This is a genomic window from uncultured Planococcus sp. (assembly GCF_947501725.1).
Taxonomy (GTDB): Bacteria; Bacillota; Bacilli; order Bacillales_A; family Planococcaceae; genus Planococcus; species Planococcus donghaensis_C.
In genome coordinates, this window is record NZ_CANMXD010000024.1 from 1 (window position 1) to 7702 (window position 7702).

General features: G+C 37.3%; 11 protein-coding genes. 3 read left to right on the forward strand and 8 right to left on the reverse strand.

Annotated elements, in window-relative coordinates; genetic code table 11:
• The 4 genes from mobV to Q0785_RS20015 all read right to left on the reverse strand — a co-directional run.
• Positions 1–846: MobV family relaxase (gene mobV / locus Q0785_RS20000; RefSeq protein WP_298834527.1), on the reverse strand; the 846-nt coding region annotated here is incomplete at its 3' end.
• A 332-nt stretch (positions 847–1178) separates the two neighbouring features.
• Positions 1179–1580: a hypothetical protein gene (locus tag Q0785_RS20005; RefSeq protein WP_298834530.1), complete on the reverse strand. Its 402-nt coding sequence runs from the start codon at positions 1578–1580 to the stop codon at positions 1179–1181.
• 4 nt (positions 1581–1584) lie between these two features.
• A complete protein-coding gene (locus tag Q0785_RS20010) occupies positions 1585–2601 on the reverse strand; it encodes a replication initiation protein (protein WP_298834533.1) in 1017 nt (338 codons plus the stop codon).
• Between the two features lie 333 nt (positions 2602–2934).
• A complete protein-coding gene (locus Q0785_RS20015) occupies positions 2935–3498 on the reverse strand; it encodes a tyrosine-type recombinase/integrase (protein WP_298834535.1) in 564 nt (187 codons plus the stop codon).
• 352 nt (positions 3499–3850) lie between these two features.
• Here Q0785_RS20015 and Q0785_RS20020 point away from each other — a divergent pair, with 352 nt between their 5' ends.
• On the forward strand, positions 3851–4057 hold the full coding sequence (locus Q0785_RS20020; protein WP_298834537.1) for a hypothetical protein: 207 nt from the start codon (positions 3851–3853) through the stop codon (positions 4055–4057).
• A gap of 144 nt (positions 4058–4201) precedes the next feature.
• Here Q0785_RS20020 and Q0785_RS20025 read toward each other — a convergent pair whose 3' ends face one another.
• From Q0785_RS20025 to Q0785_RS20035, 3 genes are all read right to left on the reverse strand, one after another.
• Positions 4202–4447 carry a hypothetical protein gene (locus Q0785_RS20025; protein WP_298834540.1) on the reverse strand — a complete coding sequence of 82 codons (246 nt, stop codon included), beginning with the start codon at positions 4445–4447 and terminating at the stop codon, positions 4202–4204.
• A 125-nt stretch (positions 4448–4572) separates the two neighbouring features.
• Positions 4573–4857 (reverse strand): hypothetical protein, encoded by a 285-nt coding sequence (locus Q0785_RS20030; RefSeq protein WP_298834542.1) that lies wholly within the window; start codon positions 4855–4857, stop codon positions 4573–4575.
• 139 nt (positions 4858–4996) lie between these two features.
• A complete protein-coding gene (locus Q0785_RS20035; RefSeq protein ID WP_298834545.1) occupies positions 4997–5551 on the reverse strand; it encodes a hypothetical protein in 555 nt (184 codons plus the stop codon).
• Between the two features lie 390 nt (positions 5552–5941).
• Between Q0785_RS20035 and Q0785_RS20040 the strand changes: the two genes are divergently transcribed.
• Positions 5942–6436 (forward strand): RNA polymerase sigma factor, encoded by a 495-nt coding sequence (locus Q0785_RS20040; protein WP_298834548.1) that lies wholly within the window; start codon positions 5942–5944, stop codon positions 6434–6436.
• Positions 6436–7170, forward strand: a complete 735-nt coding sequence (locus Q0785_RS20045) for a hypothetical protein (protein ID WP_298834551.1) — start codon at positions 6436–6438, stop codon at positions 7168–7170. Before Q0785_RS20040 ends, Q0785_RS20045 begins: the two co-directional genes overlap by 1 nt.
• Positions 7171–7406: 236 nt before the next feature.
• Here the strand turns inward: Q0785_RS20045 and Q0785_RS20050 are convergent.
• On the reverse strand, positions 7407–7702 hold a 296-nt coding region (locus tag Q0785_RS20050), incomplete at its 5' end, for a hypothetical protein (protein ID WP_298834555.1).

Below are 7702 nucleotides of genomic sequence, written 5' to 3' on the forward strand. Positions count from 1 at the left end.
TTGATCCAGCTTCCGATCGCTGGCGATCACGTTATCGACCATATCATCAAATCGCTTTTCATGAGCCTCGATGGTGCTTTCGATGGCTTCCGTGGCCCTCGCTCTTGCTTTAAGTGCTTCAAAGTCCTCTACCGGCAATTTCACGTGATTCCGGTCAAAGAGAGAGGGTTTGCTGACTTGCAGCTCATCGACCTTCTTAGAAGCCGTCAGCGCATTTCTAAGGGCATCTGTTTCCTTCTCAAGGGTTTTAATCTCTTCATTGAGCGTCAATGCCTTAAACCGGCTCATTTCAATGTGTTTCCGATCAGAGGCAATGCCCCGTTCGACATCAAAACCTACACTTTGCATGTGTTTCGGGAATTCCTCCTGCATCCACTGTAATTCCTGCCGATTAAAGACATTCTTGCCCTGGAGTTTGCCGTCACGCATTGGAACGACCCCTAAATGCATGTGAGGCGTTTTCTCGTCGTTGTGAACCGTCGCATACGCGATATTTTGCTTGCCGTAGCGTTCCGAAAACAATTTATGGCTTTCCTCGAAAAAGCGTTTCTGTTCAGCCGGATCCAATCCATCGAAAAATTTCCGGTCCGAAGTCACCAGCAGCTCATTGACGAGCACCGCATCTTTTCGGGTTTTCCGTTCGCTCACTTTTTGGCTCTCAATGATGGCTTTTACGTGTTTGTTGTAATCAATTTTTTCTTGATGGAGCAAATCATAATTCAAGTGCGCACGGTCCGGATCGATGTCGGGATTCGTCCGGCTTTCCCGTTCTCGCTGGTTGTGAAATTGCATGCCCTTTAAATCCGGACTTTTCATTTTCTGCATCCGTACCACAGCAAAACTCACAAAAACACGCCCCCTTATCTCGGTCAACTTCCATGTAAAGTATAGCACACTATACTTTACTGCCGTAAAGGTGTGCTCTCCGAGGGCAAGATCGAAGGTCAAAAGCAAGGGGCTGCATCCTTTGGGATGCGCCCCCCAAGGTCAACGGCATGGGGTCGATCGTCCTCGATGGACGATCATTCCCCAGTAGTTCAAGAGCAAGAAAAGACAGCCGGCTTCGGCTATCTTTTCCGGAAATCAAGAGCAAAAAAAGGATGGTCCGGTTGCTCGGCCATCCTTTTCCTTTAAAGATTTCTATTATCAGCAACCTTGCGATAAAAAGCAAACCTTCTTCATTTTGTCTTACCCATTCCATATTTTTCTGCTCGATATTGAGCTACTTTATTATTGATTACATCACTAATAATTTCATACTCTTTCTGTTTTAGAAGTCCTCTGTTTTCGGCTTCGTTATATAAATAACTCAAAAAACCAGCACTTTCTTTAGAAAACCGATATGCACAATTATATTCTTCATAAATTGCTAGCTTTTCTTCTTCTGTATAAAGTTGGCCAGGGTCCTGTATTGCCTCGAAAAATTCAACGCGAAGATAATTAGTAGGACGCCCTCGTTTTAATATCACTTCCACATCGCTGTTGTAGAAAGTTATGTATTTAACATTGTTCCAAAATTTTTCATCAGCATTTAGTACCCGACTAGTATTGCGCTTTAAACTAATTATTTTGGTCTCCATCAAATCAATCCCTTTCTTCCAGCCAGTTATAAAATTCCACTTTCTTTAATGAGCCAGTTGATAAAACTCTATGATTTTTTTTAAGTAGCCTATTTAATTCTCTAAAATTCCACACAGCTTTCTGAATTAAATTACTCGCTTTTTCGCTAGTAATACCAATAGATTCACTAGTGAATGCTCTCATTTCTTCGATTTCTTGTATCAAACGAATTGCACGCTGTCTATCGTTTTCGTCATTTATATTCACGTATTGGAACATATCATCGAAAACAATATCTATAAGGCCTTGAATCTCTTTGATCTGTTTCTTTGTAGCACCTGTTACCCTTGCGCCACTCGACCATTCAATTTTAAAACCGGCGATTGAACGTCCTTCTTTTTCATCTTTATAAGAAATTATTAAACCCGTATGTTCATTGATTTCTTTAATAGCTATATCTAATACATACTTTTTAAACAAACTCGTATTATTGAGATACGCTTTTTTATTTTCGACACCAAATAATTTCATAAGAGCTTCTTTCGAAATAATCTTGTACCAGTGGTCATAATGAGAATTTATGTAATCGTATAGAGTCCATGAAAAACTGCTCTTAAACTTTGAGGCGACTGTTAAATCAGTTGTAACATATTTATCTTTTAATTCGAGAATATGAGGAATCATATCTTCTGTCCAAGTAAAGCTGAACAGTCCATTTTTGTATTTCATTTTTGCGAACACATTCCAATATTCGAACGTGTCACTCTCCAAGTCTTCCCAAGCTACTTGTAAACCTAAAATTCGCTGCGAATCTTTTTTAGCATCATTAGTCCGATACTGGACGATTTCAAACTTTTTTTCGAATTCAGATTTGTGAAATTCAGTTACTCCATCCTTTTGAGTAGAAAAAATAGAAAATGCTAGCAGTTGCATTTGATTTAAGCTCAACCCATGGTTTAGTTTTGCCATAGATAACTCATTACTTTTTTGAATCGAATTTTCATAAGAAATTATTTGTTGTTTAGAATTTGATCTTCCCATAATCAATCTCTCCCCTTGTTGGTTATGAAATAAATACTCCTATCAAAATGAATGTTAATATTAATTTTCTTTCTTTAAATATAACTTATGAAAGTAATTTTACAACAACTTTCATTTGAAAAGGAAACATTCTTTCAATAAACAGGAGCATTTCTTTCAATAGACAGGAGTATTTCTTTCTTTTAAATCTTCAAACCCTTGGGACTCTAAGCTTCATAGGATGCCTTAAATAGAAAGAACTTAATAAATCTTTTTAAATAATATATATAAGCAAAATTTCATTTTGAAAAAATGAAAAAAGCCACCGGATACTGTCGGTAGCTTAAATCAATTTTACAGGCGAAATGCTTTTAAATTGCTCTCGATTTGCTCGTCTGTGATGCCGATGTAACGCAAGGTGATTTGCGGATGGGCATGGTTCAAGATATTCTGCAGCTCGGCAATGTCTTTAAACTGCTTGTAATGCCAATAGCCGAATGTTTTGCGCAAAGTATGCGTGCCAATGCCTACGGTGATATCAACCATCTGTGCGGCTTTCTGAAGCTGTCTGTACGCTTGAACGCGCGTAATCGGTCCATTTCCCTTGCGACTGGGAAAAAGCCACTCAGCGCCCTCTAACGTGCGAATATAAGCATCTAGTTCGTCGTAAATGTTGCCGAGGTGGATCGTCCGGCGCTTTCCGGTCTTTCCTTCACGCAACGCCACCACTGTTTTGCCCTGGATCTCGCTCGTTTTGATGGTTAACAGATCCCCGACACGCAAGCCGGAATTGATGCCCAGGAGAAACAGGATGTAATCCCGTTCGCTGCACCACTTCTTCAAGCTCCATTTCATGTCCTCGATCTTTTCGAGTGATCGGATCGGCTGGACGTCTTTGATTTCGCTTTGTTTGGTCATGGGAAGCTCCTTTCAGTTAGCTGCTAAAGAATTATTTCTAGAAAAAACGGATGTAAGGATCTATTCAAGGTGTTTTGAGAAAAGAAAAAAGAGCGCCGCCAAGGAAAAGCGAACGCAGGAAATTCAAGGATTTGAATGTATCATTTTTTCTAGTAAATCCAATTTTAGTTGTTTTTCTCGGGAAGTCAATAGAATGGGGGTTTTGAATGTAACTTAATTAGCATTAAGTTACATTCAAAATTCTATAAACGATTCATCAAAATTCCTCTTTTTTGAAAAAATGAAACTTAATTGGAAATCAGACCGTACATTAAAAATATCAGTCTTAAAATTTTTAAAGGAGGCGATGATCATGAAAGTTTTTTACTGGAATCTTTCGGATAGGGAGAAATTTATTCGGTCACTTTGGACAGGTGTATTGGCATTAGGATTTTTATATTTTGCTGCTTACATGTATGAAGGTGGTTCATTCGTTAAATTTTATTTGCCGATAATCGTAACTATAGGTATGTTGATTTCGCTAATTTATAAGTATCGAAAATACAAAAAAGCAGTGTAACCTAAAATCATATAAATCCCTTTAACGCTGAATGTGAATGTAACTTAATTGCTAATAAGTTACATTCAGTTTTTCTTATAAAAGCCCAAAAGCTCTTATTGTCGGTATGCATATCAACGATAAGAGCTTTGATTTCGTACTGCTTCAAGACGACTGTTTTCGACTTTTTTTCTGAATTAAATTAAGTAAATAGACTGCTAATAAAATAAGTGCCGTAATCACTAAAGAATAACCGGCTGTTCTGAAAAAATATTCGGAATCCGTTAATAATGCTGCTGAAGAAAGTCCGTTTACATCAGTTGTCATTATTGTGCGATCACCTAGCCAATAAGTGAGAATAAACACAATTAAAAATGAGAATCCAGCAACTTTCCAAAATTTGTTGTTCATTGTACCCCTCCTAAATAACAAATCCATATATACCAAATTGTACCATGGATGTGAATGTAACTTAATTCACAATAAGTTACATTCAACATTTAAAAACTCGATTGATCGCTAGATAAAAAATCATATTAGTTTATTGCCTTCCTTCTAGCTTTTAAATATTTGTTTATCATCATTGCGACCAAAAGAATCAAAAGAATTAAACCAATATCAACGTTTATAGAAATTAAGAAGAAGAATCCTAAGAATAAATTAGCAGACGTAATAGCAAAGAGAGACCAAAATAGCTTCTCGTCTTTTTTCAAAAAGAAGGTAATAGCTCCACATATCAATGACACTAGTAGAATGAGAAATACCAGAATAAGTGGATTAATATTAGCAATCGCATATACCAATTCGTTTAAGTAAGACATTTAGACATTCCTCCTGCCATTTTCAGATTAATATCTTAAAGTCGACTATAACATTTTATGGAAATGATTTATTTTTAGCGTTCTTGAATGTAACTTAACTGCACATAAGTTACATTCGTTTCCGCTGAAATAGTACCCTTTATTTGTTCCAGATTCTTGCCCATAAACCTCGGGTGTCTTTTTTGGGTGTGACCGTTTCTGATTCGCTTTCTGGCTGCTGTGAGGGCGATTCTGGCGCATTTAATTCTGGTTTCTCCGGTACGTGTGCAAGTAATTGCTTCTGCTGATCTTCCAACACATCAATTTTCCGCTGCATCTTCTCCAGCACTTCAACAAACATCAGATCCCGTTCTTTTTGACGCTCTTCTTGTTGCTGCAGCTGGATTTTTAGCTGTTTCACTTCATTTAGCGTAGCAGTTGCTATGTCGTCGCTATCGCGCTCACGTGGCGCTACAGAGATATTCTTTTTCAAATCCCTAGAAGCTTCTGCAACAGACTCTTCCAGTGATTTCTTACCGCTATGGACTGCCGCTATGATGCCTTTAATCGCTATGTATTCGCTATCCGTATAAAGTCGGGCGTTTTTATGCGTTCGTTTGAACTGGATGCCTTCCTGTTCCAGCAAAGCCGAATATTTCCGTAATGTGGAGGGCTGGATCTTTAACTTTGTACTTACTTCACTTGGAGTCAACATCTATTATTCGCCTCCGTTTCCTTTTCTTCATGTTATAAGAGTCCGATCAATCCTGCATCTTCTTTTTTAGTAAAAGGTTCATAAAAAAAGAAAATTGGAGAAGATGCTACAGGCCAGCAACTTCTCCAATTTTCTTTTATAAGACTTCCGATAATCTGATGATATGTAAACTAAAATTTCGGCATAGTTCTTTTATTTTTATTTACACAAGATATTCTATCTCTCTCAATATCTTGCCAAACACCGCTTAGTGCCTCTTCGCTCTCAATAAAACCAAATTTCACAGTAAAATGAATGAATTACAATAATAATAGTAAAAAGAATTATATAAAAAAGTCACCAAATGCTATTTTCAAGTGTGTAGTAAGTGAAGAAAGGAGTTGATAAGCTTTGCACCAGTTTGTTTCTACAACTGAAATAGAGATAGATATAGACCGAATGGTAGATACGTACGGAAACATGTTATTTCGGATATGCCTAGTTATTTTATGCAACGAATCCGATGCGGAAGATGCTGTGCAAGATACATTTATTAAATATTTATCGAAGGCTCCTACTTTTAACGATTCCGAACACGAAAAGGCTTGGTTCATTACGGTAGCAACGAATCGCTGTAAAAATATGCGAAGATATAATATTATTCGCAGACATTTAGATATAAATGACTTGCAACTATATTGTAGAAATGAAGAAAATTACGGTTTACTTGAAGCTCTTATGAAACTGCCTCACAAGCAGAAGGCGGTATTATTACTCCACTATGTAGAAGGCTATAAGATTGAGGAAATAGCGAAAATACTTAGCATTACAGCAGCAGCAGTTAAAAAGCGATTACAGCGAGGCAGAGAGCTTCTTCGCCAAAATTATCGAGAGGAGGAAAAGTGATGGATGAACGAAAGATAAAAGATGCCGTCAACTCAATTGAAATGTCTAAAGCAATAGAAAATCGGTTGAAAACGAAATGCTTTGACCCAAACCGAGAAAAGTCTCGCCAAATCAATTTTAAAAAGTGGGGCTCTGTCGCAAGTGCTGTTGGCATTCTTTTATTACTTCTGATCAATTTGCCGTTTATCAGTAATTACGGGAATTCTCAAATGGCCACTTTTACGATTACAGCTTATGCGGCTGATAATACAGGTCATGAACTTTTAAAAGAAAAAACGACATTTGATTTAGCCACTTTAGAAAGAATAGGTGTTTTAACTAGTATAAGTGGGGACGGTGATAATTTAATTTTCACCAATGTTTCACTCAATGTTTCTGGAGAAAATATAGACTCCATTTTCTATGAAATCAATAAGGGAACTTTTATTGAAGATGTAATTTTGTCTAAGGAAGAAGTAGCCAACTGGGATAAGCTGGTACTAGAAAAAATTAATTATTTAACCAATGCACCCAATTCAGAAATATTCCAAGGTATAAAATACATTGGTAATACCTTTACGGTTAAATATAGCGAGCAGCAAAAATATAAATACTCCCTAGCGATTCCCCCGCATAATTCGTTAGAAGAGGAAATATTAATTAACGTAACTGTAACTTATAAAGATGGCACTTCTGAGCAACAGGATATTGTTGTAAATCACGAATCAGGTTCTATTTCATTAGTGCTTGATTAACCATGAAGGATTGAACATAATTTCTGAGTTTTCTTTTCAAACCGTTCGCAAATGTGGTCATACACTTTGCGAACGTTCTTCTGTCTCAAGCTAAATTTACGAACGAATTATTGCTTTTTTTTTCATTTTTATCTATGTATTTTTTACATCCGAAGGCGACAAGTGAATCCCTTTCACCACCCCGATTTTGGGGTGGTGTATAACTGGGCACTCTGCGTGAAGACTTTCTGCGCCTTTTAGCGTTCCAACTCTTGGTCTTTTTTTCTAGCAATATTGTTTTGCTTTTCTTGCTGACGCTCTTTTTGCCATTCTTTGAATTTCTCCAGCTGGGATTTTGCAAATTCCATCAAAACATTCAACTGGCTTTTCAGGGTTTTGTTTTCCTTCTGCAGTTCCAGCTTTTCTTTTTTCAATCCGCTGTTTTCTTTCTGCAGCTGCGCCGTTTTTATTTTTTCTTGATCCAGCTTCCGATCGCTGGCGATCACGTTATCGACCATATCATCAAATCGCTTTTCATGAGCCTCGATGGTGC

What these genes read in the sequence shown, in the direction of transcription:
- Q0785_RS20025 (WP_298834540.1), bottom strand. Translation starts at nt 4,447, where the DNA reads ATGAACAACAAATTTTGGAAAGTTGCTGGATTCTCATTTTTAATTGTG.
- Q0785_RS20030 (WP_298834542.1), bottom strand. Translation starts at nt 4,857, where the DNA reads ATGTCTTACTTAAACGAATTGGTATATGCGATTGCTAATATTAATCCA.
- Q0785_RS20010 (WP_298834533.1), bottom strand. Translation starts at nt 2,601, where the DNA reads ATGGGAAGATCAAATTCTAAACAACAAATAATTTCTTATGAAAATTCG.
- Q0785_RS20020 (WP_298834537.1), top strand. Translation starts at nt 3,851, where the DNA reads ATGAAAGTTTTTTACTGGAATCTTTCGGATAGGGAGAAATTTATTCGG.
- Q0785_RS20005 (WP_298834530.1), bottom strand. Translation starts at nt 1,580, where the DNA reads ATGGAGACCAAAATAATTAGTTTAAAGCGCAATACTAGTCGGGTACTA.
- Q0785_RS20035 (WP_298834545.1), bottom strand. Translation starts at nt 5,551, where the DNA reads ATGTTGACTCCAAGTGAAGTAAGTACAAAGTTAAAGATCCAGCCCTCC.
- Q0785_RS20015 (WP_298834535.1), bottom strand. Translation starts at nt 3,498, where the DNA reads ATGACCAAACAAAGCGAAATCAAAGACGTCCAGCCGATCCGATCACTC.
- Q0785_RS20045 (WP_298834551.1), top strand. Translation starts at nt 6,436, where the DNA reads ATGGATGAACGAAAGATAAAAGATGCCGTCAACTCAATTGAAATGTCT.